General features: G+C 42.9%; 1 protein-coding gene. It reads left to right on the top strand.

The window, feature by feature from the left end; genetic code table 11:
* Window positions 1–51: 51 nt before the first annotated feature.
* Window positions 52–186 (top strand): 50S ribosomal protein L34, encoded by a 135-nt coding sequence (gene rpmH / locus ETC07_RS16310; RefSeq protein ID WP_003135255.1) that lies wholly within the window; start codon window positions 52–54, stop codon window positions 184–186.
* Window positions 187–252: the final 66 nt, after the last annotated feature.

Below are 252 nucleotides of genomic sequence, written 5' to 3'. Positions count from 1 at the left end.
CAAGAACGGTGGAGCTACTTTCCCAAGTGAAGTAGCCCAGGGATTTAACAAATGAAACGTACTTACCAACCACATAAAAAACCTCGTAAGACTACTCACGGATTCCGTGCACGCATGGCAACTAAAAACGGACGTCGTGTACTTGCAGCTCGTCGTCGTAAAGGACGTGCTTCACTTACAGTTTAATTGTAAAAAAGGATTCTCACCCTCGGGTGGGTTTTTTCTTTTGGAAACATGATTCATAAAAAGGAA

The sequence above is a fragment of the Halomonas borealis genome (assembly GCF_004798905.1).
Lineage (GTDB): Bacteria > Pseudomonadota > Gammaproteobacteria > Pseudomonadales > Halomonadaceae > Halomonas > Halomonas borealis.
Note: the sequence above shows the minus strand (reverse complement) of the source record. Positions and strands in the feature narration are given on the sequence as shown.